Origin of the sequence: Citrobacter sedlakii NBRC 105722 (assembly GCF_000759835.1) — a bacterium.
GTDB lineage: Bacteria > Pseudomonadota > Gammaproteobacteria > Enterobacterales > Enterobacteriaceae > Citrobacter_A > Citrobacter_A sedlakii.
The window spans coordinates 1-25,194 of record NZ_BBNB01000002.1 but is presented as its reverse complement, the minus strand read 5'-3'; the positions used below and the strand labels follow the sequence as shown (position 1 = coordinate 25,194).

19 protein-coding genes are annotated in these 25,194 nt (G+C 56.3%); 9 read left to right on the top strand and 10 right to left on the bottom strand.

Translation table 11 applies throughout. From position 1 onward, the window contains the following. Positions 1–213: 213 nt before the first annotated feature. The 3 genes from CSE01S_RS04455 to CSE01S_RS04445 all read left to right on the top strand — a co-directional run bounded on the left by CSE01S_RS04455 (position 214) and on the right by CSE01S_RS04445 (position 5,474). The gene (locus CSE01S_RS04455; RefSeq protein ID WP_042284879.1) at positions 214–2,934 is read left to right on the top strand and encodes a glycosyl hydrolase family 18 protein; all 2,721 of its coding nucleotides are present in this window, start codon (positions 214–216) and stop codon (positions 2,932–2,934) included. 124 nt (positions 2,935–3,058) lie between these two features. Continuing rightward, on the top strand, positions 3,059–3,499 hold the full coding sequence (gene iagB, locus CSE01S_RS04450) for a type III secretion system invasion protein IagB (protein WP_042284876.1): 441 nt from the start codon (positions 3,059–3,061) through the stop codon (positions 3,497–3,499). A gap of 133 nt (positions 3,500–3,632) precedes the next feature. Continuing rightward, positions 3,633–5,474 carry a chitinase gene (locus CSE01S_RS04445; RefSeq protein ID WP_042284873.1) on the top strand — a complete coding sequence of 614 codons (1,842 nt, stop codon included), beginning with the start codon at positions 3,633–3,635 and terminating at the stop codon, positions 5,472–5,474. Between the two features lie 83 nt (positions 5,475–5,557). Here the strand turns inward: CSE01S_RS04445 and CSE01S_RS04440 are convergent, their stop codons facing one another. From CSE01S_RS04440 to aqpZ, 8 genes are all read right to left on the bottom strand, one after another. Next, the gene (locus CSE01S_RS04440) at positions 5,558–6,571 is read right to left on the bottom strand and encodes a 3-beta-hydroxysteroid dehydrogenase (RefSeq protein WP_042284871.1); all 1,014 of its coding nucleotides are present in this window, start codon (positions 6,569–6,571) and stop codon (positions 5,558–5,560) included. Between the two features lie 91 nt (positions 6,572–6,662). Further along, entirely contained in the window at positions 6,663–8,099 is a 1,437-nt protein-coding gene (locus CSE01S_RS04435; protein ID WP_042284868.1) for an SDR family oxidoreductase, read from the bottom strand. 10 nt (positions 8,100–8,109) lie between these two features. Beyond that, positions 8,110–9,111 carry a low-specificity L-threonine aldolase gene (gene ltaE, locus CSE01S_RS04430; protein WP_042284866.1) on the bottom strand — a complete coding sequence of 334 codons (1,002 nt, stop codon included), beginning with the start codon at positions 9,109–9,111 and terminating at the stop codon, positions 8,110–8,112. 38 nt (positions 9,112–9,149) lie between these two features. After that, positions 9,150–10,868, bottom strand: coding sequence for a ubiquinone-dependent pyruvate dehydrogenase (poxB, locus tag CSE01S_RS04425; protein ID WP_042284864.1), 1,719 nt, complete (start codon positions 10,866–10,868; stop codon positions 9,150–9,152). Between the two features lie 131 nt (positions 10,869–10,999). Further along, positions 11,000–11,968 carry an NADH oxidoreductase gene (gene hcr, locus CSE01S_RS04420; protein WP_042284861.1) on the bottom strand — a complete coding sequence of 323 codons (969 nt, stop codon included), beginning with the start codon at positions 11,966–11,968 and terminating at the stop codon, positions 11,000–11,002. Positions 11,969–11,978: 10 nt separating this feature from the next. Next, positions 11,979–13,631: a hydroxylamine reductase gene (gene hcp, locus CSE01S_RS04415; protein ID WP_042286186.1), complete on the bottom strand. Its 1,653-nt coding sequence runs from the start codon at positions 13,629–13,631 to the stop codon at positions 11,979–11,981. Positions 13,632–13,773: 142 nt separating this feature from the next. Beyond that, entirely contained in the window at positions 13,774–14,673 is a 900-nt protein-coding gene (locus CSE01S_RS04410) for a LysO family transporter (RefSeq protein ID WP_042284859.1), read from the bottom strand. A gap of 167 nt (positions 14,674–14,840) precedes the next feature. After that, complete coding sequence (gene aqpZ / locus CSE01S_RS04405; RefSeq protein ID WP_042286184.1) at positions 14,841–15,536, bottom strand: aquaporin Z; 696 nt, start codon at positions 15,534–15,536, stop codon at positions 14,841–14,843. 403 nt (positions 15,537–15,939) lie between these two features. Here aqpZ and CSE01S_RS04400 point away from each other — a divergent pair, with 403 nt between their 5' ends. After that, on the top strand, positions 15,940–17,598 hold the full coding sequence (locus tag CSE01S_RS04400) for an ATP-dependent endonuclease (protein ID WP_042284856.1): 1,659 nt from the start codon (positions 15,940–15,942) through the stop codon (positions 17,596–17,598). Here CSE01S_RS04400 and CSE01S_RS04395 read toward each other — a convergent pair. Beyond that, positions 17,595–18,545 carry a VirK/YbjX family protein gene (locus CSE01S_RS04395; RefSeq protein ID WP_042284854.1) on the bottom strand — a complete coding sequence of 317 codons (951 nt, stop codon included), beginning with the start codon at positions 18,543–18,545 and terminating at the stop codon, positions 17,595–17,597. The two genes, CSE01S_RS04400 and CSE01S_RS04395, sit on opposite strands and share 4 nt — an antisense overlap. A 145-nt stretch (positions 18,546–18,690) precedes the next feature. On the opposite strand from CSE01S_RS04395, the gene macA reads away from it, so the two are divergent. Beyond that, entirely contained in the window at positions 18,691–19,809 is a 1,119-nt protein-coding gene (gene macA, locus CSE01S_RS04390; protein WP_042284852.1) for a macrolide transporter subunit MacA, read from the top strand. Then, positions 19,806–21,752, top strand: a complete 1,947-nt coding sequence (gene macB / locus CSE01S_RS04385) for a macrolide ABC transporter ATP-binding protein/permease MacB (protein ID WP_042284850.1) — start codon at positions 19,806–19,808, stop codon at positions 21,750–21,752. Before macA ends, macB begins: the two co-directional genes overlap by 4 nt. 106 nt (positions 21,753–21,858) lie before the next feature. Here macB and cspD read toward each other — a convergent pair whose 3' ends face one another. Beyond that, positions 21,859–22,080 (bottom strand): cold shock-like protein CspD, encoded by a 222-nt coding sequence (cspD, locus tag CSE01S_RS04380; RefSeq protein ID WP_042284847.1) that lies wholly within the window; start codon positions 22,078–22,080, stop codon positions 21,859–21,861. Positions 22,081–22,229: 149 nt separating this feature from the next. Here cspD and CSE01S_RS23300 point away from each other — a divergent pair, with 149 nt between their 5' ends. From CSE01S_RS23300 to clpA, 3 genes are all read left to right on the top strand, one after another. Further along, positions 22,230–22,304: a hypothetical protein gene (locus tag CSE01S_RS23300; RefSeq protein ID WP_217968143.1), complete on the top strand. Its 75-nt coding sequence runs from the start codon at positions 22,230–22,232 to the stop codon at positions 22,302–22,304. Between the two features lie 98 nt (positions 22,305–22,402). Beyond that, positions 22,403–22,723 (top strand): ATP-dependent Clp protease adapter ClpS, encoded by a 321-nt coding sequence (clpS, locus tag CSE01S_RS04375; RefSeq protein ID WP_042284844.1) that lies wholly within the window; start codon positions 22,403–22,405, stop codon positions 22,721–22,723. A gap of 30 nt (positions 22,724–22,753) precedes the next feature. Continuing rightward, positions 22,754–25,030, top strand: a complete 2,277-nt coding sequence (gene clpA / locus CSE01S_RS04370) for an ATP-dependent Clp protease ATP-binding subunit ClpA (protein WP_042284842.1) — start codon at positions 22,754–22,756, stop codon at positions 25,028–25,030. The last annotated feature ends 164 nt before the right edge of the window (positions 25,031–25,194 follow it).

Below are 25,194 nucleotides of genomic sequence, written 5' to 3'. Positions count from 1 at the left end.
GAAAGGACGAAGGGTGTTTCCCGGATTATTATGCAAGGGTAAAAAAAAGGATGGTTTGCAAATAAATAGGGAGGATATCCATAATTAATAATCTTTAATGAGCCGTCATGGTTCATACCGTTATTCATTTATTAGTACTTCTCATTGTCGTTCATGCTTTAAGGAATGCATGGTTATTTTCATATTCACAAATAAAGTTATCGGGAATTAATAATGAAATTTATGAAGCCAAAATATCTGGCGTTGTTTGTCGCTGCGGCAACAAGCTCTGTATTTGCAGCGGCGCCAGGGACGCCGTCTATTTCCAGCGGTAATGATAAATTTGCCCTCGTGGAAGTGGATCAGGCTGCTCAGGATTATAACAACCTCGTTAAAGTGCATAACGACGGCGTTGACGTGAAAGTGGAGTGGAACGTGTGGAGCGGCGATGCGCCGACTTCCGCAAAAGTACTGCTGGACGGTAAAACCGTCTGGACCGGTGCTGGCAGCGCGTCTGGCTCTGCGACCTTTAAAGTAAAAAAAGGCGGGCGCTATCAGGAACAGGTGGAATTGTGTAACGACAGCGGTTGCACCAAGAGCGCCAGTAAGCTGATTATCGTGGCGGATACCGACGGTAGCCATCTGCTGCCGCTGAATACCCCGCTGCTGGAAAATAACAAAACCTTCGCGCAGCACACCGACAAAGTGGTTGGCGCCTACTTCCCGGAGTGGGGCGTCTATGACCGCAACTTCTCCGCCGATAAAATCCCGGTGGCGAACATCAACCACCTGCTGTATGGCTTTATTCCAATGTGCGGCGGCGACGGTATTAACGACAGCGCCAAATCGTCTGGTGCGCTGGAATCCCTGAAACGCGCGTGCCAGGGACGTCAGGATTACACCGTGGCGATCCACGATCCATGGGCGGCGCTGCAGAAACCGCAGCAGGGCGTAAGCAACTGGGATGACCCGTACAAAGGTAACTACGGTCAGCTGATGGCGATGAAAAAAGCGCATCCTGACCTGAAAATTCTGCCGTCCGTCGGCGGGTGGACGCTGTCCGATCCGTTTTTCCAGATGGACAATAAAGTCCTGCGCGATCGCTTCGTCGCCTCTGTAAAAGAGTTCCTGAAAACCTGGAAAGTGTTCGACGGTGTGGATATTGACTGGGAATTCCCGGGCGGCGGCGGTGAGAACGCCAAACTCGGTAATCCGCAGACCGATAAGGCCACGTACACCGCGCTGATGCACGATCTGCGTCAGATGCTGAACGAACTGTCGGCTGAAACGGGCCGTACCTACGAGCTGACCACCGCAATCGGCGCGGGCAAAGATAAGATTGAAGACGTTGACTACAACACGGCGCAGCAGTACCTCGATCATATCTTCCTGATGAGCTATGACTTCTACGGCGCGTGGAGCAACACCGATCTCGGCCACCAGACCGCACTTTATGGCGCGTCTTGGAAACCGGACACCAACTACACCACCGATAACGCAGTGAAAGCGATGCTGGAGCAGGGCGTACAGCCTGGCAAGATCGTCGTTGGCGCGGCGATGTACGGACGCGGCTGGACCGGCGTTCACGGCTACACTGGCGACAACCCGTTCACCGGCACGGCTACCGGTCCGGTGAAAGGCACCTGGGAAAGCGGCATTGTTGACTACCGTCAGATCGTCAACCAGATGCTGGGCAAACCGGGTTGGGAATACAAATACGATACCGCTGCAGAAGCGCCGTATGTATTCAACAAGTCTACCGGCGAGCTGGTGACCTACGACAACGCCCGCTCCGTTGAAGCGAAAGGCAAATATGTCCTGAACAACAACCTCGGCGGTCTGTTCGCGTGGTCTATCGAGTCCGATAACGGCGATATCCTGAACGCCATGAACGAAGGTCTGATGGGCGGCAGCTCCACGCCGGTTGAGCCGGTAAACACCAACCACGCGCCGGTCGCTTCTGCGGTTGACCAGAGCGTAACTGGCCCGGCGACCGTGATGCTCGACGGTTCGGCTTCCCGCGATCAGGACGGCGACGCGCTGACCTACAAGTGGACGCAGATTTCCGGCGCCACCGTAGCGATTGCCAACAGCACCAGCGCTAAAGCCAGCATCAACCTGCCAGCGGTTACCCTCGATCAAACTCTGGCATTCCGTCTGACGGTCACTGATGCGAAAGGCCTGAGCAATGCGGTGGATGTCCAGGTAGTGAATAAAGCGCCGAAAGCCAACCAGGCTCCGGTAATCAACGCCATGGAAGCCGTGAGCGTGACCGCGGGCGAGTCTCTGTCTCTGCATGCGCAGGCAACCGACCCGGATGGCGATGCGCTGACCTACAGCTGGAGCGTACCGGCAGATATGAACGCAACCGGTACGGATACGGCGAACGTGCGTATCACTGCGCCAGACGTGGCAAACGCCTCCACCTTCACCCTGAGCGTGATCGTGTCCGACGGTAAGACCAGCGTACAGTCTAACGTGCAGGTGACTGTGAATCCGAAAGCGGTACCGACTCCGGCAGAGGAAGACACCCATCCGTCTGATGAAGGCAACACCCCTTCAGACGAAGGTACTACCCCGTCTGATGAAGACAACACGCCGTCTGATGAAGGTAGCGCAACAGATTCCTGCGACAACCCGGTTGACGCTAACGCCAGCAAATACGCGGCATGGGAATCCAGCAAAATCTACAACGGCGGCGATACCGTGAGCTTCGACCATCTGGTATGGAAAGCGAAGTACTGGACGCAGGGTAACCAGCCGGGCTTCGGTGCGGAAGCCTGGGAACTGGTCAGCCAGGTGAAATTCAACTGGCGTTCCGATGTGGTCTACAACGGTGGCGATACTACAACGTATGAAGGGTCTGTGTACCGTGCGAAGTGGTGGACCATGGGCGACAACCCGGCAAACAGCGATGTATGGGTGAAGGAAGGCGCAGCAACCGACTGCAAATAATTTCACCGCAGGTCGCGGGGAGTACGCTCCCCGCACCTCTGGACCACACCCCGCTTCGGGTGTGGTTCTTCTCACCTGACAGGATGTAAAAAGGAGCCAATTAACACGTTTATCAGGAGAAAAAATGAAACGCATCATATTTTTGCTGCTGATTGTCAGTCAGAGCGTATTCGCTAACTGTTGGGATAACGCCGCGCATTATTACCATGTGGATCCTTATCTCTTATATGCAATAGCAAAAGTTGAATCCGGGATGAATCCCTATGCCGTAGGGGTAAATCACGATGGCACCCGGGATGTCGGTTTGATGCAAATTAACAGCTCGCATTTTACAGAACTGCAACGACACGGGATTGATGAATACCGGCTGATTGCCGAGCCGTGCACCTCAATTATGGTGGGGGCTTCGATTCTTTCCGACATGATTAAAGTCTATGGCAATAACTGGGAAGCCGTTGGCGCTTATAACGCAGGGCTGAAAAAAGAAAACTACCCTCAACGCATGATCTACGCGCGCAAGGTATGGAATAAATATCAACAGTTAAAAAAACCTTACCGCGGATGACTTTTATTTTTTGAAGAATACCCACGCGTGTTCTTCTAAAAGTGAATGTCGCACTGGAGGGCTTATTTATTGACGGATTAATAAATAAACCAGGGGATTAATTATCTTATTGTACTATTCAAGGAAAACTGAAATGAACAAACGGACATTATTAAGTGTACTTATTGCCGGCGCGTGTGTGGCGCCGTTTATGGCGCAGGCCAGCAATCTGCAGGCGACCAGCGGTGAGCCTTATACCATGAAGGCCAGCGACCTGGCGAAAAAAGAGCAGGAGCTGACCAACTTTCCGCTGATGCAGTCGGTAAAAGAGACTATTCGCACCCTCGATAACGCCTCAGTTGAACTGATCGAGCCGGGTCGCGCCGCCAATCCGGAAAACGTCAAGCGCGTGGAAGGCATCGTGAAAGCGTCTGACTGGGAATACCTGTTCCCGCTGCGCGCGCAGGCGTACACCTACAGCAACTTCCTGAAAGCGGTCGGTAAATTCCCGGCACTGTGCCAGACCTATAACGACGGTCGCGACAGCGACGCGATCTGCCGTAAAGAACTGGCGACTATGTTCGCGCACTTCGCCCAGGAAACTGGCGGCCATGAAAGCTGGCGTCCGGAGGCCGAATGGCGCCAGGCGCTGGTTCACGTCCGCGAGATGGGCTGGAGCGAAGGCCAGAAGGGCGGCTATAACGGTGAATGTAACCCGGACGTATGGCAGGGGCAGACCTGGCCGTGCGGTAAAGACAAAGACGGCGACTTCCTGAGCTACTTTGGTCGCGGCGCGAAGCAGTTGTCCTATAACTACAACTACGGTCCATTCTCGGAAGCGATGTATGGCGACGTGCGTGTACTGCTCGACAAACCGGAGCTGGTGGCGGACACCTGGCTGAACCTGGCGAGCGCGATCTTTTTCTTTGCCTACCCGCAGCCGCCGAAGCCGAGCATGTTGCAGGTGATCGACGGCACCTGGCAGCCGAACGAACACGATAAAGCCAACGGTCTGGTGCCGGGCTTCGGTGTGACCACCCAGATCATCAACGGCGGCGTGGAATGCGGCGGCCCGACCGAGATCGCCCAGTCACAGAACCGTATCAAGTACTACAAAGAGTTCGCCAATTACCTGAAAGTACCTGTTCCGGCTGATGAAGTGCTGGGTTGCGCCAACATGAAACAGTTCGACGAATACGGCGCGGGCGCGCTGAAGATTTACTGGGAACAGGACTGGGGGTGGAGCGCGGACACGCCAGACGGTAAAACCTATGCTTGCCAATTGGTGGGCTACCAGACGCCGTTCAGCGCCTTTAAAGACGGCGACTACACCAAATGCGTGCAGAAGTTCTATAACGTAAACATTGTGAATGACGACGGTACGCCGGTCACACCTGCCGATACCACACCGGCGGATACCACGCCGTCTGAGGATACGCCTGCCGATACCACCCCGCCAGATGACACGACCCCGGCGGATACCACGCCGGCAGACGATACCGCGCCAGTGGTGGTCAACCACGCGCCGGTGGCGATTATTTCAGGGCCGGTTGGCGCGGTTGAAGCGGGGGCGCAGGTTTCGCTGAGCGCGGAAAGCTCTACCGATGAAGACGGTAATAAACTGACCTATACCTGGCGCTCGCAGGACGGTCAGACCCTTTCCGGCGAAGACAAAGCGGTGGTGACCTTTACCGCGCCGGAAGCCGCTACGGCGAAGCAGTACGAAGTGAGCCTGACCGTCAGCGATGGCGAACTGAGCAGCACCGCATCCTATCTGCTGAACGTGAAAGCAAAGGCCTCGACGCCGTCTGAAGATGAAGGCGCTTACCCAGGCTGGAGCGCTAACAGCACGTACAACGCAGGGGACATCGTGAACAACCACGGTAAACTGTTCCAGTGCAAACCGTTCCCGTACAGCGGCTGGTGCAACAACGCGCCAACCTACTATGAACCCGGCGTGGGTCTGGCATGGTCCGACGCATGGACCGCGCTGTAAGGTAAACGCAAAGCGGCAACCAGAGGTTGCCGCTTTTTTGCGATTTTGCCGCCCGGATAAGTCACCTTCCGGCGGTGAGCGGTTTAGCGATGTAATTTCCCGTGATCGCGCAGCCAGGCTGCGGTTCTGATAATTCCCTCATCAAGCGTCACCACCGGTTTATATCCCAACTCGTCCCCGGCGCGGCTGATATCCAGCGTAAAATCAAAATTCAGCTTTGACACGCCATAGTGGGTAAGTGCGGGCTCTTTTGCGGATTTGTTGCCGAAACGCTCCATGCTGCGGGCGATCATGTCCAGCATCGGGTAGGGAACAGAGCGGATCCGACAGTGGATATTCAGTTCATCAATCAGCTTTTGCACAATGCTGCGCAGGGTTCTCGGCTCGCCGTTGGTGATGTTATACACCCGGCCAGAGGGCAGGCTGTCGCACTGCGCCTGGCTGGCCAGCCACATCGCGTGAATCGCATTCTCATAGTAGGTCATATCCACCAGCGCGCTGCCGCCGTGGGGCAACAGCACGCTGCCGTACTGGTGCATCATGTGCGCCAGTCGCGGGATAAACACTTTGTCATGGGGGCCAAACAGACTTTGCGGACGCAGCACCGTAAATCGCGTTTGCGGGTTAGCCTGCGCCAGCAGATTAATCACGTCTTCACCGGCGGCTTTACTGCGGGCAAACTCGTTGGCGAAACGGTGAGGGCGAAAATCCTCTTTAATACCGCGATGATGGTGGTAATCGAAATAGAGCGAAGGGGAGGAGATATGAATGAAATTACGCACGCCCCACGCCACCGACCATTCGCCAAGACGACGGGTTGCGCGGACGTTGGCCAGATCAAAGGCTTCCTGGGTTCCCCACGGCGAGGTGAAGCTTGAGCAGTGCCACAGCGTGTCGATGCCCGCGAGCATGACCTTCGCCTGTGACGAAACCAACTCGGTCAGATCCGCATGGACAAATTCCGCGCCCATCTTCTCGAGCAGTTTTCCCATCGCCTCATTGCGACCGGTGGCTCTGACGCTGATGCCTTTGTTGCGCAAAAACTCAACCGCGTTTCGTCCCAAGCCGCTGGTTGCGCCGGTAACCAGTACCTTCATATCAATCCACTGTGTTTTAAAAACGTCGTGCGCATTCTTCCGTGAATTACGTCGGTATGCAATGGGAAACGTGAAACAATACAGTCTCTTTTTACTTATTTTCTGTGATTTGTTCTGCAAGTCGGGCAATTTTCTTTGCCATTCCCCGGAAGATAAACAGGTGCGCCGGAATCATCAACAGCCAGTAAAAAAGGCCCGGCATCCCGTGCGGATGCCACCAGGCGCGCACGTCAATCTGTCGGTGATCCCCTTTATCCTCAAGGGTAAAACTGAGGCGGCCCAGCCCCGGCGCCTTCATACCGAACAGCAGGGTCAGCTGTTTTTCCGGCTCGACAATAATCACCTTCCAGCTGTCCACCGTATCGCCGGGCTGTAAAAGCGCATGTTCGGGGCGACCTTTCGCCAGCCGATGGCCGACCAGCAGATCCATCGCCGCGCGGGTTTTCCACAACGCATTGCCGAAGAAATATCCCTCTTTGCCACCGAGACGGTTCACGACCTGCCACAGCGCCTGCAGACTGGCAGAGGTGCTGACGGTAAAGCCAGCCTGTTTGGCGAAAAAACCGTACTCAGGCCGCCAGCGGGCAAATGCCTGCGCGTCGTAACCCCAGTCGCTGGAGTTAACCAGCTTCTCTTCTTCTTTCAGCGTCCTGCGCACCGCGTCGTCGAAGGCAATCAGCTTTTGCGGGATCAACGCGCGTAGCGCCCTGTCGTCAGCCAGCAGGTCGTGCTTCAGTCCCTGTATCAGCGCTTTCGCGGTCGTGGGGGGGACAGAGGTGATCACGTTAAGAAACCAGACGGAAATCCAACGGGTCGGAAAGGGGATGGGAAGGAGCGGACGGCGTTTGCCGCTGACCGTCATAAAATGTTCAAACTGCGCCTGATAGCTCAGCACTTGCGGCCCGGCGGCTTCCAGCACCCGATGTTCGCGGGTGGGATGGTTGAGCAGTTCCACCAGGTAATGCAGCAGGTTCTCCAGCGCGATGGGGGTGGTGCGCGAGCGCACCCAGCGCGGCGGCGTGAGGATCGGCAGGTTGTAGACCATATCGCGCATCACTTCAAACGCGGCGGACCCTGCGCCGACGATGATCCCGGCGCGCAGTTCGGTGACCGGCACGCCGGACTCGCGCAACGTGTCTGCCGTCAGTTGTCGCGCGCGCAGGTGGTCCGACTGCTCATGTTCGGGCGCCTGTAGCGAGCTGAGAAAAATCAGCTGATTAACCGGCGTTTCGCGCAGGGCGTCACGCACGTTCAGCGCCACCTGCCGTTCATGGGCGATAAAGTCGCCGCCTTCGCCCATGCCGTGAACCAGATAGTACAGGGTATCGATGTTTTTCAGCAGGGCGGGCAGCGTGCGCGGCCAGTTCAGATCGATGTTATGGCAGCTGACGTTCGACAGCTGCATTTTTTCCAGCCGTTCGGTGCGACGTGCCGCCGCCAGCACCTGATGCCCGTGCGCGCTGAGCGCCTGCACCAGATGCTGACCGATGTATCCGCTGGCGCCAAGCACCAGAATGCGTTGCGGCACGGTTGTCTCCTTAGCGGTTCAGAAAGGCGCGCCAGTGGGCGACAACGTCGGCAAGCTGCTCGCGCGAGACGTCCAGATGCGTGACCAGACGTACCACGGGCGAGGCATTGATCAGCACACCGTGGTCTTTCATATACGCGCCCAGCGCCGCCGCGCGTTCTTCGCCTACGCGAACGAACAGCATGTTGGTGTCATGACGCGTCACTTCCGCGCCAGCGTCACGCAGCTGTTCCGCCAGCCACGCGGCGTTGTCGTGATCGTCCTGCAGGCGGGCGACATTGTTTTTCAGCGCATACAGCCCGGCTGCGGCCAGAATCCCCGCCTGACGCATTCCGCCGCCGGTCATTTTGCGCCAGCGCGTGGCGCGCTTGATGTAATCATGGCTGCCGACCAGCAGCGACCCGACCGGCGTACCCAGCCCTTTCGACAGGCAGATAGTGAACGAGTCGCAATATTGGGTGATCTCTTTCAGCGCGCAGCCGTAGGCGACCACGGCGTTAAAGATGCGCGCGCCGTCGACATGCAGCGCCAGACCGCGCTCACGGGTAAACTCCCACGCGGCTTTCAGGTATTCGCGCGGCAACACTTTGCCGTTGTGGGTGTTTTCAAGACTGAGTAGCTTCGTGCGGGCGAAATGAATATCGTCCGGCTTAATTTTCGCCGCCACCTTATCCAGCGGTAATGAACCGTCTGCCGCTGCGTCAATGGGCTGCGGCTGGATGCTACCGAGCACTGCCGCGCCGCCCGCTTCAAAGAGATAGTTATGCGCGCCCTGACCGACGATATACTCTTCACCGCGTTCACAGTGGCTGAGCAAGGCGACCAGATTGGCCTGGGTGCCGGTGGGTAAAAACAGCGCGGCCTCTTTGCCGCTGAGTTCCGCGGCGTAGCGCTGAAGTTCGTTAACGGTAGGGTCATCTCCGTACACGTCATCGCCAACCGGGGCGGCCATCATGGCTTCCAGCATGGCGCGGCCCGGTCGGGTGACGGTATCACTGCGTAGATCGATCACGGCATTTCCTCTGTAAAGTCAGGGTAATGCCTTCTGTTTTACCTGAGCCAGTTGGTTTTTGCCAGTTCGATCACTTCGTCGCCGCGCCCGCTGATGATCGCCCGCAGCATATACAGGCTGAACCCTTTGGCCTGCTCCAGTTTGATCTGCGGCGGGATCGCCAGCTCTTCTTTGGCGACCACTACGTCCACCAGTACCGGACCGTCGATAGCGAAAGCACGCTGTAGGGCTTCATCCACCTCTGAGGCTTTTTCAACGCGAATACCGGTGATGCCGCAGGCTTCGGCGATGCGGGCGAAATGGGTGTCATGCAGCTCGGTGCCGTCGGTCAGGTAACCGCCGGCCTTCATCTCCATCGCCACGAAGCCCAGCACGCTGTTGTTAAAGACCACGATTTTGACCGGCAGCTTCATCTGTACCACCGAGAGGAAATCGCCCATCAGCATGCTGAACCCGCCGTCGCCACACATCGCCACGACCTGGCGCTCCGGCGCGGTAGCCTGCGCGCCCAGCGCCTGCGGCATGGCGTTCGCCATCGAGCCGTGGTTAAACGAGCCGAGCAGTCGGCGCTTGCCGTTCATTTTCAGGTAACGCGCCGCCCATACCGTCGGCGTACCGACGTCGCAGGTAAAGATGGCGTCATCGGCGGCAAAACGACTGATCTGCTGCGCCAGGTACTGTGGGTGGATGGCTTTGTCGCTCGGTTTCGCCAGATCGTCGAGTCCTTTGCGGGCGTCGCGGTAATCGTTCAATGCTTTATCAAGGAATTTTCGATCGGTTTTTTCTTCCACCAGCGGCAGTAGCGCCGTCAGGGTCGCTTTTATGTCGCCGACCAGCGCCATATCAACCTTACTGTGCGCGCCGATGCTCCCCGGATTGATGTCGATCTGGATAATTTTGGCGTCGGTGGGGTAGAAGGCGCGGTAGGGGAACTGCGTGCCGAGCAGCACCAGGGTGTCGGCGTTCATCATGGTATGGAAACCGGACGAGAAGCCGATAAGCCCGGTCATGCCCACGTCATAAGGATTGTCGTATTCGACGTGCTCTTTGCCGCGCAGGGCGTGCACGACAGGCGCTTTGATTTTGGCGGCAAACTCAACCAGCTCGTGATGGGCGCCCGCGCAGCCGCTGCCGCACATCAGCGCGATATTGCTGGAGTAACGCAGCAGTTGCGCCAGTTTGCGCAGCTCTTCTTCCGCGGGGGTGACGACCGGCATCGGCGCATGATACCAGTGGCTGCTGGCGCCTTCCGGCGCGGGTTTCAGCGCTACGTCGCCCGGGAGCACCACGACCGACACGCCGCGATTCAGTACCGCTTTGCGCATGGCGATCGCCAGGACCTGGGGGATCTGCTCAGGGCTGGAAACCAGCTCGCAATAGTGGCTGCATTCACGGAACAACTCTTGCGGGTGGGTCTCCTGGAAGTAACCGCTGCCGATCTCGCTGGAGGGAATATGGGCGGCAATCGCCAGTACCGGAACATGGTTACGGTGGCAGTCAAACAGGCCATTGATTAAATGCAGGTTGCCGGGGCCGCAGGAGCCTGCGCACACCGCCAGATTGCCGGTAAGCTGGGCCTCCGCGCCAGCGGCAAACGCCGCGACCTCTTCGTGACGGGTCGACATCCACTCAATCGTTCCCATGCGATTGAGACTGTCGCTCAGGCCGTTCAGGGAATCGCCCGTTACGCCCCAGATGCGTTGCACTCCGGCCTGTTCCAGCGTTTTTGCAATAAAAGCGGCAACCGTTTGTTTCATGGTTCTCCATCTCCTTCAATGTGATAACGGTTACAAGTTTAGTTGAAGATGGCAAAAAGGCCGGATGGCGTCAGCGCATCCGGCCTGAAGGGGGAGACCGGATAAGCGCAACGCTTTCCGGCAAGGTATCACTACGCGAGGACCAGATCGCCCTGTGGATGACAGGAGCAGGCCAGCACGTAGCCTTCGGCGATTTCCGCGTCGGACAGCGTCATGGTGCTGCTGACCGTATACTCACCGGAAACCACTTTGGTTTTACAACAGCCGCAGACGCCAGCACGACAGGCGACAGTAACTGGCACTTTGTTGCTTTCCAGCGCGTCCAGCAGTGTGGTGCCGACGGGCGCGTAAAACGTTTTTGCCGGTTGCAGTTTGGTAAATTTCAGACCGCTGGTAGCGGCTTCTGCCACCGGCGTAAAGAACTTCTCTTTGAAAAAGCGCGTCACGCCAAGCGCTTTCACTTCCTGTTCGACCCAATCCATATACGGCGCCGGGCCGCAGGTCATTACGGTACGCGAGGTAAGATCGGGTACCTGCTGCAACAGTGCAGGGGTCAGGCGACCGGCGACAAAACCATGAGTGGCGTTATTTTCTGCCACCAGCGTGACCGGGTACTGCTGCCACTCTTCGGCGAAAATCACGTCCTGCGGCGAGCGCACGTTAAAAATCACCTGCACGTCGGCCTGTGGGCGATACTTCGCCAACCAGCGGCGCATCGACATGATCGGCGTGACGCCGCAACCGGCGGCGAGCATCAGGAATTTATCGTCTGCTTTATCGTCGCAGGTAAATTCGCCCATCGCGTCGGACAGCCAAATGTAGTCGCCGCGCTTCACGTTGCGGGTTAACCACTGCGAACCTGCCCCGTCGTCAATCCGGCGAACGGTCAGCGTAATATACTCGCTGACGCCCGGCGTGGAAGACAGCGTGTAGGCACGCAGCGTGTCCGCAGAGTTACGCACGCTCACCAGTGCATACTGCCCGGCGCGATACGGATAATAGTCATGGCACAGCAGGGCTATTGTCCAGACATCCGGCGTTTCCTGATGGATGTGATGGACCTGCATCCGCCATGGGCACTGATTGGTTGGCATCGTCATCTTTTACTCCTTACGCGCTCAGCAACTGCTTCATATCGTCTTCAACGGTGGTGACGGAACGCAGACCGAATTTTTCGTTGAGTACCGCCAGCAGATCCGGGGTGAAGAAGCCCGGCGCGGTCGGTCCGGTGACGATATTTTTCACGCCAAGCGACAGTAGGGTCAGCAGAATAACGATCGCTTTCTGTTCGAACCAGGAGAGCACCAGGGAGAGCGGCAGATCGTTGACGCCGCAGCCCAGTTTTTCCGCCAGCGTGACCGCCAGAATGATAGCGGAGTAAGCGTCGTTACACTGCCCGGCATCCACCAGACGCGGCAGCCCTTCGATATCGCCAAACTCGAGCTTGTTGAAGCGGTATTTGCCGCAGGCGAGGGTGAGGATCAGGCAGTCATCCGGCACGCTGGTGGCGAAGTCGGTGAAATAGTTACGTTCGCCGCGCGCTCCGTCGCAACCGCCGACAAGGAAGATGTGACGCAGTTTTTCCCGGCTGACCAGGTCGATCAGCGTATCTGCCGCCCCAAGCAGGGTCTGACGGCCAAAGCCGACGGTGATCAGGTGCGGAATCTCGCTGTACGGGAAGCCTGCCATCTGCTGCGCTTGTGCAATCACCGGGCCGAAATCGTCGCCTTCGAGATGACTGACGCCCGGCCAGCCGACGATGCTGCGGGTCCAGATACGGTCGTCATAAGCGCCCACGGTCGGATCGATGATGCAGTTTGAGGTCATCACGATAGGCCCAGGGAAGCGGGCGAACTCGACCTGCTGGTTCTGCCAGCCGCTGCCGTAGTTACCGACCAGATGTTTGAATTTACGCAGTTCCGGGTAACCGTGAGCGGGCAGCATTTCGCCGTGGGTGTAGACGTTAACGCCGGTACCTTCGGTCTGCTCCAGCAGGTTATAGAGATCTTTCAGATCGTGACCTGAAATCAGAATACATTTGCCTTCAGTGGCTTTCACGTTGACCTGAGTTGGCGTGGGGTGACCGTATTTTGTCGTCTCACCGGCGTCGAGAATGCTCATGACCTTAAAGTTCATCTGGCCGATTTCCATCGAGCATTCCAGCAGCGCGTTCATGTCGGCAGGCCAGGTGCCCAGCCACGCCATGATTTTATGGTACTGCGCGTAGATGTCGTTGTCGTATTGACCGAGCACATGGGCATGCTCCATATACGCCGCCGCGCCTTTCAGGCCGTACAGGCAGAGCAGACGCAGGCCGAGAATGTTGTCGCCAATCGCCGCTTTGTCTTTGTTCGGGGTAAATTCTGCCGCCTGGCGCTGCAGGTCACCGAGATCGTCGCTGACCAGTTGCAGCTCCGCCATCGGATTGTCGCAATGGGCGCTGGCGTCTACGCTCAGGCACTGGGCTTTTAGCGCTTCACGCATGGCGATGGCATCACGGGCATAGCCCACGATACGCGGGGAATCGAAGTTAACGTTAGTCAGCGTAGAGAAAAACGCGCGCGGCGCGAAGCTGTCAACGTCATGATTAATGATGCCGTATTCACGGGCTTTCACCGCCCATGCAGACAGACCCTGTAGGGCAGCGATCAGCAGATCCTGCAAATCGGAGGTTTCAGCCGTTTTACCGCACATACCCTGCGCGTAAGAGCAGCCGTTTCCTGCCGGAGTACGGATAGTTTGTTCACATTGCACACAAAACATGGTCACACCCTTAAAGTTATATTTAATATACATGTTTAAGGTTATGCCTGAGCACGAAAGGAGAAAAGGGATTTCTGATACAACTTACAGGGAGATTGATTTAGCGCAATTTTGGCGGCAGAGACCTACCGCCATCGGGGTATTACGCAGAGAAAAACGCCATCAGGATCGGCACCAGCAGGCTGAGGATAAAGCCATGTACAATGGCGGCTGGCACCATTTCCAGCCCGCCCGTGCGCTGTAAAACCGGCAGGGTGAAGTCCATCGATGTCGCCCCGCACAGCCCCAGCGCGGTGGAGCGGCTGCGGCGCACCAGGCCCGGAATCAGCATAATGGCGATCAATTCGCGCGCCAGATCGTTAAAGAACGCGGCGCTGCCAATCACCGGACCATAGGATTCCGTCAGCAAAATACCGGACAGGGAGTACCAGCCAAACCCGGACGCCATCGCCAGCGCGGTTTTGATCGGCAGATCGAGAATAAAAGCATTGATTAAGCCGCCGAACAGGGAACTGGCGACCACCACGACGGCGACAATCATGCCCCGGCGATTAAGAATAATTTGCCTTAACGTCATGCCGCTATTGCGCAGTTGGATCCCCACCAGCAGTAACAGAAGAATCAGGGTATATTCGCTGGCTTCGGTCGCATGCTGCAAAAGAGAGAAACCGCTGAGTCCCAGCAGAAAACCCGCCACCACCACGCCGCATAATTTTAGCGACTCCAGCGCCATGGCAATACGCGACGGCAGTTTCTCCTGCTGATGATTGTGTCGCCAGGGTAATGAACGTTCCAGCCACAGCAAGGCCACAATATTACAGAGTAAAATAACGCTAATACTGACTGCGGAATAATGAAAAATAGCGAGCAGATTACTCGCCAGATTATCCAGGAAGGCCAGGCTAATACCCATAAAAAAGAGAATCAGATAAACCATCCAGCTTAACAGGCGATTAATGAGTTTTAATGCCGCGTTGTGCCGCAGCGGAATGAGATAACCTGCAATCAGCGGAAGCAGAATAATGAGAAGTCCAGAAAACATGAACAGCCGGTCCTTGTAAGAATCGTTTAGCGTCAACGACACTACCCAATAAAGTCTGTCCCGTAAAGCGGCAAAAAGAAAGCCGGGCGACGCTGGCGCTCACCCGGTTCACAATCGAACGTATTTGCAGGCCAGGAGAAGCATCGCGCTTACCCGGCCTGTTATCATTAATCGCGTTTTTCCAGCAGGGTGCGATAAATAAGCCCACCGAGGGTCCCGCCGATAATCGGCATCACCCAGAACAGCCACAGCTGTTCCAGCGCCCAACCCCCCTGGAAGATCGCGACTGCGGTACTGCGCGCCGGGTTCACAGAGGTATTGGTCACCGGAATGCTGATCAGGTGAATCAGGGTTAACGCCAGGCCAATCGCGATGGGCGCGAAACCGGCAGGGGCGTATTTATCCGTTGCGCCATGAATGACCAACAGGAAACCGGCTGTCAGGACAATCTCAATGACAATGGCGGACAGCATGGAATAGCCGCCCGGTGAATGTTCGCCATAGCCGTTAGAAGCAAACCCGCTGGCTGCCGCGTCAAAGCCCGTTTTACCGCTGGCAATAAGGTACAATACGGCCGCCGCAATAATCCCGCCGATCACCTGGGCAATAATATAGCCAATGACCTCTTTCACCGGAAAACGGCCGCCAGCCCATAAGCCTAATGTTACCGCTGGATTAAAATGACCGCCGGAAATATGCCCCACAGCGAACGCCATCGTTAATACGGTGAGACCAAATGCCAGCGCGACACCCGCAAAACCGATGCCTAATTCCGGAAAGGCTGCTGCCAGTACAGCGCTCCCACAGCCACCAAAAACAAGCCAGAATGTACCAAAACATTCAGCCGCTAATTTTCTGAACATATCCACCTCAATAAGAAATAACCACAAACGTGGTGTCAGTAATATTCGTCTACAGGACGACGAAACAATAAATAGCGCGCTATTTTAAAAACGAACGTCGTCCATTCTCTAGCTAAATAAATCCAGATCGTTTGATGTAGGGCAATGAGGCGTCATTCCTTGCTCAGATTAATCTTATTTGAAGTGTAGCGTATGTTCAAATGAAAGTGAGCGAACAAAATCTGAATTTATATGGCGAAAAATCCGGCTATTTAAATTTGGCAGTGAGCATAATTCATCTTCTTAATTGTTCATAAATCAGTCTATTAGCACGCTTAATTTTACCCGGGTCACGTCCGCGACGCGCATTTGCCGTTATACTGCGAGAAGCTAAAGGGAAAAGTGACATTTGTCTGGAGGAAGCATGATTCTCGAACGCGTTGAGATTGTTGGGTTTCGCGGTATCAATCGGCTGTCGTTAATGCTGGAGCAAAACAATGTGCTGATTGGCGAAAACGCCTGGGGTAAATCCAGTCTCCTTGACGCGCTGACGCTGCTGCTTTCGCCTGAGTCAGAGCTGTATCACTTTGACCGCGACGATTTCTGGTTCCCGCCTGGCGATGTCAATGGCCGTGAGCGGCATTTGCACATTGTCCTGACCTTTCGCGAATCACAACCGGGACGCCACCGGGTGCGGCGTTATCGACCGCTTGAAGCCTGCTGGTCGCCGTGTCGCGACGGCTATCAGCGCATCTTTTATCGCCTGGAAGGCGAAAGCGCCGATGACGGCAGCGTGATGACGCTGCGCAGTTTCCTTGACGGCGACGGTCATCCTCTGTCGGTGGACAATATTAATGACCAGGCGCGGCATCTGGTGCGTTTAATGCCGGTGCTGCGCCTGCGCGACGCGCGGTTTATGCGCCGCATCCGTAACGGTACGGTGCCTGACGTCAAAGATGTCGAGATCACCGCTCGTCAGCTCGATTTTCTGGCTCGCGAACTGGCGACGCGTCCGCAAAACCTGACCGATGGCCAGATCCGCCAGGGGCTGTCAGCAATGGTGCAACTGCTGGAGCATTACTTTACCGAGCAGGGAACGTCCCAGTCGCGGCACCGGTTAATGCGCCGTCGTTCGAGCAACGAACAGCGCAGCTGGCGCTATCTCGACATTATTAACCGGATGATCGACAGACCCGGCGGGCGGACCCACCGGGTGATTCTGCTGGGACTGTTCTCGACGCTGCTGCAGGCGAAGGGCACCGTCAGACTGCATAAAGACGCCAGGCCGCTGCTGCTGGTGGAAGATCCGGAAACCCGCCTGCATCCCATCATGCTCTCAGTGGCCTGGCAACTGCTCAACCTGCTGCCGCTGCAGCGAATCACCACCACCAACTCCGGTGAACTGCTGTCGCTGACGCCCGTCGAGCACGTCTGCCGCCTGGTGCGTGAATCTTCCCGCGTGGCGGCCTGGCGTTTAGGGCCAGGTGGTCTTAGCCCCGAAGACGGGCGTCGTATTGCGTTCCACATTCGTTTTAACCGCGCCTCCTCGCTGTTTGCCCGCTGCTGGTTGCTGGTGGAAGGGGAAACCGAAACCTGGGTGATCAACGAACTGGCCCGTCAGTGCGGCCACCATTTTGACGCTGAAGGGATCAAAGTGATCGAGTTTGCTCAGTCCGGGCTGAAGCCGCTGGTGAAGTTTGCCCGGCGGATGGGGATCGAGTGGCACGTGCTGGTGGACGGCGATGAGGCCGGGAAGAAATATGCGGCGACGGTTCGCGGTCTGCTGAATAACGACAAAGAGGAAGAGCGTGAGCACTTAACGGCGCTGCCAGCCCTTGATATGGAACATTTTATGTATCGCCAGGGCTTCTCGGACGTTTTTCACCGTGTGGCGCAGATCCCGGAAAACGTGCCAATGAATATCCGTAAAATCATTTCGAAGGCGATCCATCGCTCATCGAAACCGGATTTAGCCATCGAAGTGGCGATAGAGGCCGGACGGCGCGGCGTTGACGCGGTGCCGGTGCTACTGCGCAAAATGTTTTCGCGCGTCTTGTGGCTGGCGCGCGGCCGGGCGGATTAATGGCTAAAGCGGCGGGGCACCTGCTCGACAACGCTGTCGAGCAGGGCGTAGCGGCGACGGTATTCGGCCCGTTTTTTACTGGCGATATCCGCCTCGCTTTTGCGTGCAATGGTTAAGGGCAGGGCGTAATAGCCGGCGTCGGTCATTTCACCGCCCAGCGATGACCAGAACGCGTCATAGTCGGCATGCATCTGGGTTTTTTTATCCATGTAGCGCCAGCTGCGATAGACATGTACAGCGTTGCTGACCGCCAGAATCTGCTCGACCTGCGCAACCCGGGCAAACTGGCACAGCGCTTCCATCACGATCCTTTTCGGAAAGAGGCCATAACAGGCTTTGGTCGCCTGTTGTATAACTTCATGCGGAACATCGTTTGCCGCCCCCTGCAAGCCACCGATAAACAGGGTACGTTTTCCGTTTAAATAGCAGAAGGTAAACGTGATTTCTGCCAGAATACGTTTCTGCGCGTCACGAATCACGACCGTACTTTCTCCCTCTTTATCCAGGGAGACGAGGCTGACTAAATCCAGCTGGAATGGCGCATCGTCTTTCGCGGTTATTTGTGCCAGACCGAGGCCGTAATGGCTTAAATAACCGATCTGCTGCTCGCGGGTGAGCAAGTTACGCATCATCTCATAGTGCGTGCAAAGCGCGTTCAGCGCAGTGTGCCGTTTAATATTCACCGCCATATACGGTCGGTGCAGACGGATCGGCAGGCGCGGCTGGCGTGTTAACAGCGTGTCCAGCTCCGGCCATTGCGTCAGATTGTCTAACAACTGACTGGTTGCCCGCGGCATTAATAGCGAGCGAATAAGGAATTTCCGCCGAAAACTGGCTTTCCGCCAGAATTTACCCGGCAGTAATTGTCCGCGCGTCAGGCGCATAAATAATTGTAAAGGGGACGCGACGTCGGAAGGGTAGAAGGTATTATCAGTAATCTGTGACATGATCGAAATCCGCAACATGATGTATGCGAAAATTGAAACATGCTGAATCTTAACCAATCGTCAATGCCCGCCGCGCGCGCCTTTGCGTTTGCGGGTTGTTTAGATAAGGTTGATATTCGCAGGCAAAACTACCATCAGGATTAATATGGGTATTAAGGGAAAAAAAATTAAAAAGCGCTATCTGCTGCTGATATTCATTCTTATCCTGGGGGCGATTGCCCTCTGGCGGACGCTTAATGCGCCAGTGCCAACGTATCAGACGCTGATCGTCCGTCCGGGCGATCTTCAGCAGAGTGTGCTCGCCACCGGTAAACTGGATGCGCTGCGTAAAGTTGACGTCGGCGCCCAGGTGAGCGGGCAGTTGAAAACGTTGTCGGTGGCGATTGGCGATAAGGTGAAAAAAGATCAACTGCTGGGGGTTATCGACCCGGAGCAAGCGGAAAACCAGATCAAAGAAGTGGAAGCGACGCTGATGGAGCTTCGCGCCCAGCGCCAGCAAGCTGAAGCCGAGCTGAAGCTGGCGCGGGTCACGCTCTCCCGACAACAGCAGTTGGCAAAAACCCAGGCCGTCTCGCAGCAGGATCTCGACACCGCCGCGACGGAAATGGCCGTTAAGCAGGCGCAGATCGGCACCATCGATGCCCAAATCAAGCGTAATCAGGCCTCCCTGGATACCGCTAAAACCAATCTCGACTATACGCGTATCGTCGCGCCAATGGCCGGCGAAGTGACCCAAATCACCACCCTGCAGGGGCAGACGGTTATCGCGGCGCAGCAGGCGCCAAATATCCTGACGCTGGCGGATATGAGCACCATGCTGGTGAAGGCGCAGGTGTCTGAGGCGGACGTGATTCACCTCAGGCCGGGACAGAAGGCATGGTTTACCGTACTGGGCGATCCGCAAACCCGTTATGAAGGGGTGCTGAAAGACGTTCTGCCGACACCGGAAAAAGTTAACGACGCGATTTTCTATTACGCCCGGTTTGAAGTACCGAACCCAAAAGGCATTCTGCGGCTGGATATGACCGCCCAGGTGCATATCCAGCTCACCGACGTGAAAAATGTGCTGACTATACCGCTCTCCGCGCTGGGCGACCCGGTGGGCGATAACCGTTACAAAATCACCTTGCTGCGTAACGGCGAAAGCCGCGAGCGGGAAGTGTCAATTGGCGCGCGTAATGACACCGATGTCGAGATTATCAAAGGGCTGGAAGCGGGTGAGGAAGTGGTTATCGGCGAAGGCAAGCCAGGAGCGGCGCAATGACGGCGCTGCTTGAGCTGAGCAATATCCGTCGCAGTTATCCCTCCGGTGAGGAGCAGGTGGAGGTGCTCAAAGGCATCACTCTGCAAATCAACGCCGGGGAGATGGTCGCGATTGTCGGCGCGTCCGGCTCCGGTAAATCGACGTTGATGAACATTCTTGGCTGCCTCGATAAGCCCACCAGCGGCACCTACCGGGTGGCGGGGCGCGACGTGTCGACCTTAGACAGCGATGCGTTGGCGCAGCTGCGCCGCGAGCATTTTGGCTTTATCTTCCAGCGTTACCACCTGTTGTCGCACCTGACGGCGGCGCAAAATGTCGAAGTGCCCGCCGTCTATGCCGGTACCGAGCGTAAGCAACGTCTGGCCCGCGCTCAGGAACTGCTCCAGCGGCTCGGGCTGGGCGATCGCCTGGACTATCAGCCTTCGCAGCTGTCCGGCGGACAACAGCAGCGTGTCAGTATCGCGCGTGCGCTGATGAATGGCGGGCAGGTGATCCTGGCTGACGAACCGACCGGTGCGCTCGACAGTCGCTCCGGCGAAGAGGTGATGGCGATCCTGCACCAGTTGCGCGATCGCGGGCACACGGTGATTATCGTCACCCACGATCCGCAGGTTGCCGCACAGGCTGAGCGGGTGATTGAAATTCATGACGGCGAAATTGTGCGTAATCCCCCGTCGCAGTCCCCCCGGCAGGGAAAAGGCATCCAGGAGCCGACGGTGAAAACGGCATCCGGGTGGAGCCAGTTTGTCAGCGGATTTCGCGAAGCGCTCACCATGTCCTGGCGGGCGTTAGCGGCGAATAAAATGCGCACCTTGCTGACCATGCTCGGGATTATTATCGGCATCGCGTCAGTGGTGTCGATTGTGGTGGTCGGTGACGCGGCGAAACAGCTGGTGCTGGCCGATATCCGCGCCATTGGCACCAACACCATTGATATCTATCCCGGCAAAGATTTTGGCGACGACGACCCGCAATACCAGCAGTCGCTGAAGTATGACGATCTCAGCGCCATCCAGAAGCAGCCGTGGGTGACCTCGGCGACGCCTGCCGTGTCGCAGAATTTACGTCTGCGTTATGGCAATACCGATGTGGCGGCCAGCGCTAACGGCGTCAGCGGCGACTACTTTAACGTATACGGGATGACCTTCAGCGAGGGGAACACCTTCAACCGTGAACAGCTTAACGGTCGGGCGCAGGTGGTGGTGCTGGACAGCAATACCCGGCGTCAGTTGTTTCCGCATAAAGCGAGCGTGGTGGGCGAAGTGATTCTGGTAGGCAATATGCCCGCGACGGTTATTGGCGTGGCGGAAGAAAAACAGTCAATGTTCGGCAGCAGTAAAATTCTTCGCGTCTGGCTGCCCTACAGCACCATGTCCGGGCGCATTATGGGACAGTCGTGGCTGAACTCGATCACCGTGCGGGTGAAGGACGGGTTTGACAGCGCGCAGGCCGAGCAGCAACTCACCCGACTGCTGACCTTGCGGCATGGAAAAAAAGATTTCTTCACCTGGAACATGGACGGCGTCTTGAAAACCGCTGAAAAGACCACACGTACTCTTCAGTTGTTCCTGACGCTGGTAGCGGTCATTTCGCTGGTGGTTGGCGGGATCGGCGTGATGAACATTATGCTGGTGTCGGTGACCGAACGGACGCGGGAGATAGGCATTCGCATGGCGGTTGGCGCGCGCGCCAGCGACGTGCTGCAACAGTTTTTGATTGAGGCGGTTCTGGTCTGCCTGGTCGGCGGAGCGCTCGGGATTACCCTGTCGATGCTGATTGCCTTTACGCTGCAGCTTTTCCTGCCGGGCTGGGAGATTGGTTTCTCGCCGGTGGCGCTGTTGACGGCATTTATGTGCTCGACCGTGACCGGCATCCTGTTCGGCTGGCTGCCCGCGCGAAACGCGGCGCGGCTGGATCCGGTAGATGCGCTGGCGCGGGAATAAACGGCATCGTAGGGCGGTTAACCCCGCGTTGCCTGACGCAAAATAAAAATGCCAGCCGATCGGGCTGGCATTTTATCTGCGGGATGTACACAATGAGACAGTAGAGCTATGCAACAGCTTCTGCCTCGATGGGCACGATGACGCTGGCGTGATTGCCTTTTGGCCCCTGGTGTACATCAAACTGGACAGACTGTCCGGCTTTTAGCGTTCTGTAACCATCCATCTGAATGGTGGAATAATGAGCGAAAATATCTTCGCCGCCGCCTTCAGGGCAGATGAATCCAAACCCTTTGGCATTGTTGAACCACTTAACAGTACCCGTTTCCATGCTTCGACATCCTTCGTGAATCTTTATAAGTAAGATGGAATGAACCGGTGGTGGAGTGGGGGCTGTATAAAACCTCGCCAACTCTCAAAACTACAATTTAGAGAAATCAGGCCAGGCGTCAAGCGTTTGACAGGGTAGTTTGGGTAAAAATGAATCAAAAATTTGAAGCAGTTAACGCTATTTGCCGTAATGTGACAGATGTCGCGGATGCCAGTGATAGATGATAGTTATCTGTTACTTGAGGTAGATTGATAGTGCAAATCCGCTCCCGTCAGCGGCAGTCCAGACTGCCGGTAACCGTAACCGAAGATGACGACTGACAATGGGTAAGACGAACGACTGGCTGGATTTCGACCAGCTGGCGGCAGATAAAGTGCGCGACGCGCTAAAACCGCCATCTATGTATAAAGTGATATTAGTCAATGATGATTATACTCCGATGGAGTTTGTTATTGACGTGTTACAGAAATTCTTTTCTTATGATGTAGAACGTGCAACGCAACTGATGCTTGCGGTTCACTATCAGGGCAAAGCCATCTGCGGCGTGTTTACCGCAGAGGTCGCGGAGACCAAAGTGGCGATGGTGAACAAATATGCAAGGGAGAACGAGCATCCGTTGCTGTGTACGCTGGAAAAAGCCTGAATGCAGGCATAAAAATTGGGGGAGGTGCCTATGCTCAATCAAGAACTGGAACTCAGTTTAAACATGGCTTTCGCCAGAGCGCGCGAGCACCGTCATGAGTTTATGACCGTCGAGCACTTGTTACTGGCGCTGCTCAGTAACCCCTCGGCCCGCGAAGCGCTGGAAGCGTGTTCCGTGGACCTTGTGGCGCTCCGTCAGGAACTCGAAGCCTTCATTGAACAAACCACACCCGTTCTGCCTGCCAGTGAAGAAGAACGCGATACGCAGCCGACGTTGAGTTTTCAGCGCGTGTTGCAGCGCGCGGTTTTCCACGTACAGTCTTCCGGACGCAGCGAAGTGACTGGCGCCAATGTACTGGTTGCCATCTTTAGTGAACAGGAGTCTCAGGCGGCCTATCTGCTGCGCAAGCACGAGGTGAGCCGTCTCGATGTGGTCAACTTTATTTCTCACGGTACGCGTAAAGATGAACCGGGTCAGACTTCTGACCCCGGTAATCAGCCGAATAGCGATGAACAAGCTGGCGGGGAGGAACGTATGGAGAACTTCACCACTAACCTTAACCAGCTTGCACGCGTTGGCGGTATCGATCCGCTGATTGGCCGTGAAAAAGAGCTTGAGCGCGCCATTCAGGTGCTGTGCCGTCGTCGTAAAAACAACCCGCTGCTGGTGGGGGAGTCTGGCGTCGGTAAAACAGCCATTGCCGAAGGACTCGCCTGGCGTATCGTCCAGGGCGACGTGCCGGAAGTGATGGCTGATTGCACTCTCTACTCGCTGGATATCGGTTCGTTGCTGGCGGGCACCAAATACCGCGGCGACTTTGAAAAACGCTTTAAAGCGCTTCTCAAGCAGTTAGAACAGGACACCAACAGCATCCTGTTTATCGATGAGATCCACACCATTATTGGCGCCGGCGCGGCATCGGGTGGCCAGGTGGATGCGGCAAACCTGATCAAACCGCTGCTGTCCAGCGGCAAGATCCGCGTGATTGGCTCGACCACCTATCAGGAGTTCAGCAATATTTTCGAGAAAGACCGCGCCCTGGCGCGTCGCTTCCAGAAAATCGATATTACTGAGCCGTCTGTGGACGAAACGGTACAGATCATCAATGGCCTGAAGCCGAAGTACGAAGCACACCACGACGTTCGCTACACCGCGAAAGCGGTACGCGCAGCGGTGGAGCTGGCGGTGAAATACATCAACGACCGTCATCTGCCGGATAAGGCGATTGACGTTATTGATGAAGCCGGCGCGCGTGCGCGACTGATGCCCGTCAGCAAGCGTAAGAAAACCGTCAACGTGGCGGATATCGAATCGGTGGTGGCGCGCATTGCGCGTATTCCGGAGAAAAGCGTTTCGCAGAGCGATCGCGATACGCTGAAAAATCTTGGCGATCGCCTGAAAATGCTGGTCTTTGGTCAGGACAAAGCCATTGAGGCGCTGACCGAAGCCATCAAGATGAGCCGCGCGGGTCTGGGACACGAGCATAAGCCAGTCGGTTCCTTCCTGTTCGCCGGTCCGACCGGGGTGGGGAAAACCGAGGTGACGGTGCAGCTCTCTAAAGCGCTGGGGATTGAACTGCTGCGCTTTGATATGTCCGAGTATATGGAGCGCCATACCGTTAGCCGTCTGATTGGCGCGCCTCCGGGATACGTTGGCTTTGATCAGGGCGGTCTGCTGACGGATGCGGTGATCAAGCATCCTCACGCGGTGCTGCTGCTCGATGAGATTGAGAAAGCGCATCCGGACGTCTTTAACCTGTTGTTACAGGTGATGGACAATGGCACGTTAACGGACAACAACGGGCGTAAAGCGGATTTTCGCAACGTGGTGCTGGTGATGACCACCAACGCTGGCGTGCGGGAAACCGAGCGTAAATCGATTGGCCTGATTCATCAGGACAACAGCACCGACGCGATGAGTGAAATCAAGAAGGTGTTTACGCCGGAGTTCCGTAACCGTCTCGACAATATTATCTGGTTCGAGCACCTCTCAACCGAGGTGATCCATCAGGTAGTCGATAAGTTCATTGTCGAGTTGCAGGTTCAGCTGGATCAGAAAGGCGTTTCTCTGGAAGTGAGTCAGGACGCGCGTAACTGGTTGGCTGAGAAGGGCTACGACCGGGCGATGGGCGCACGTCCAATGGCGCGCGTGATTCAGGACAACCTGAAAAAACCGCTGGCTAACGAGCTGCTGTTTGGCTCGCTGGTGGATGGCGGCCAGGTGACCGTCGAACTGGATAAAGAGAAAAATGAGCTAACCTACGGCTTCCAGAGTGCGCAGAAGCACAAGCCGGAAGCAGCGCATTAATCTCTTTTGCATAATGAATAAACCGGGCGTGAAAAAGCCCGGTTTTTTTATGCCCGTTCGCTGCGCGTCCGGTCTGTCCAACGGGCTGCGCCCGTTGTCGACCCCGGTCGGGGGTTCTCATCCCCCCGGAGTGTGCAATAGGCGAAAAAAAAGCCCGTACTTTT

What these genes read in the sequence shown, in the direction of transcription:
- CSE01S_RS04455 (WP_042284879.1), top strand. Translation starts at nt 214, where the DNA reads ATGAAATTTATGAAGCCAAAATATCTGGCGTTGTTTGTCGCTGCGGCA.
- iagB (WP_042284876.1), top strand. Translation starts at nt 3,059, where the DNA reads ATGAAACGCATCATATTTTTGCTGCTGATTGTCAGTCAGAGCGTATTC.
- CSE01S_RS04445 (WP_042284873.1), top strand. Translation starts at nt 3,633, where the DNA reads ATGAACAAACGGACATTATTAAGTGTACTTATTGCCGGCGCGTGTGTG.
- CSE01S_RS04440 (WP_042284871.1), bottom strand. Translation starts at nt 6,571, where the DNA reads ATGAAGGTACTGGTTACCGGCGCAACCAGCGGCTTGGGACGAAACGCG.
- poxB (WP_042284864.1), bottom strand. Translation starts at nt 10,868, where the DNA reads ATGAAACAAACGGTTGCCGCTTTTATTGCAAAAACGCTGGAACAGGCC.
- hcr (WP_042284861.1), bottom strand. Translation starts at nt 11,968, where the DNA reads ATGACGATGCCAACCAATCAGTGCCCATGGCGGATGCAGGTCCATCAC.
- hcp (WP_042286186.1), bottom strand. Translation starts at nt 13,631, where the DNA reads ATGTTTTGTGTGCAATGTGAACAAACTATCCGTACTCCGGCAGGAAAC.
- CSE01S_RS04410 (WP_042284859.1), bottom strand. Translation starts at nt 14,673, where the DNA reads ATGTTTTCTGGACTTCTCATTATTCTGCTTCCGCTGATTGCAGGTTAT.
- aqpZ (WP_042286184.1), bottom strand. Translation starts at nt 15,536, where the DNA reads ATGTTCAGAAAATTAGCGGCTGAATGTTTTGGTACATTCTGGCTTGTT.
- CSE01S_RS04400 (WP_042284856.1), top strand. Translation starts at nt 15,940, where the DNA reads ATGATTCTCGAACGCGTTGAGATTGTTGGGTTTCGCGGTATCAATCGG.
- CSE01S_RS04395 (WP_042284854.1), bottom strand. Translation starts at nt 18,545, where the DNA reads ATGTCACAGATTACTGATAATACCTTCTACCCTTCCGACGTCGCGTCC.
- macA (WP_042284852.1), top strand. Translation starts at nt 18,691, where the DNA reads ATGGGTATTAAGGGAAAAAAAATTAAAAAGCGCTATCTGCTGCTGATA.
- macB (WP_042284850.1), top strand. Translation starts at nt 19,806, where the DNA reads ATGACGGCGCTGCTTGAGCTGAGCAATATCCGTCGCAGTTATCCCTCC.
- cspD (WP_042284847.1), bottom strand. Translation starts at nt 22,080, where the DNA reads ATGGAAACGGGTACTGTTAAGTGGTTCAACAATGCCAAAGGGTTTGGA.
- clpS (WP_042284844.1), top strand. Translation starts at nt 22,403, where the DNA reads ATGGGTAAGACGAACGACTGGCTGGATTTCGACCAGCTGGCGGCAGAT.
- clpA (WP_042284842.1), top strand. Translation starts at nt 22,754, where the DNA reads ATGCTCAATCAAGAACTGGAACTCAGTTTAAACATGGCTTTCGCCAGA.